Origin of the sequence: Pseudoalteromonas sp. P1-26 (assembly GCF_001401795.1) — a bacterium.
Taxonomy (GTDB): Bacteria; Pseudomonadota; Gammaproteobacteria; order Enterobacterales; family Alteromonadaceae; genus Pseudoalteromonas.
On the sequence record NZ_LKDX01000164.1, the window covers coordinates 1 to 306 of the forward strand.

Below are 306 nucleotides of genomic sequence, written 5' to 3' on the forward strand. Positions count from 1 at the left end.
GTTACTCAAAAGGACGCAAAACGCTTGGCTTGCGCTCCTTCGTAGCTAATTTTAGCCAAGCATTTATGCGCCCATTAGTAAGGCGTTAGAAAGCCTATGAAGAATTTGAGTTACCTTTTAGCTTTGTTGTTTTTATTTGGTTGCGGGAAGAAGGAGCCGGATCCTGTTTGGGATTGGGGGTATTTACCTTCGCCAGAAATATCGAACTCTAAACGGGAGCAATGTGCTCACGAGTATTACCAGTCTTTTCCAATTTCGACAGATAGTGGAGAAAGCCTTAGGATTGGACAAAGCTCAATTTCTGGC

Annotated in this window: 1 protein-coding gene; it reads left to right on the forward strand. The window is 43.5% G+C overall.

The window, feature by feature from the left end; genetic code table 11:
• Positions 1-96: 96 nt before the first annotated feature.
• Positions 97-306, forward strand: a 210-nt coding sequence (locus tag AN394_RS22400) for a hypothetical protein (protein ID WP_235576295.1), incomplete at its 3' end; no start/stop codon positions are given.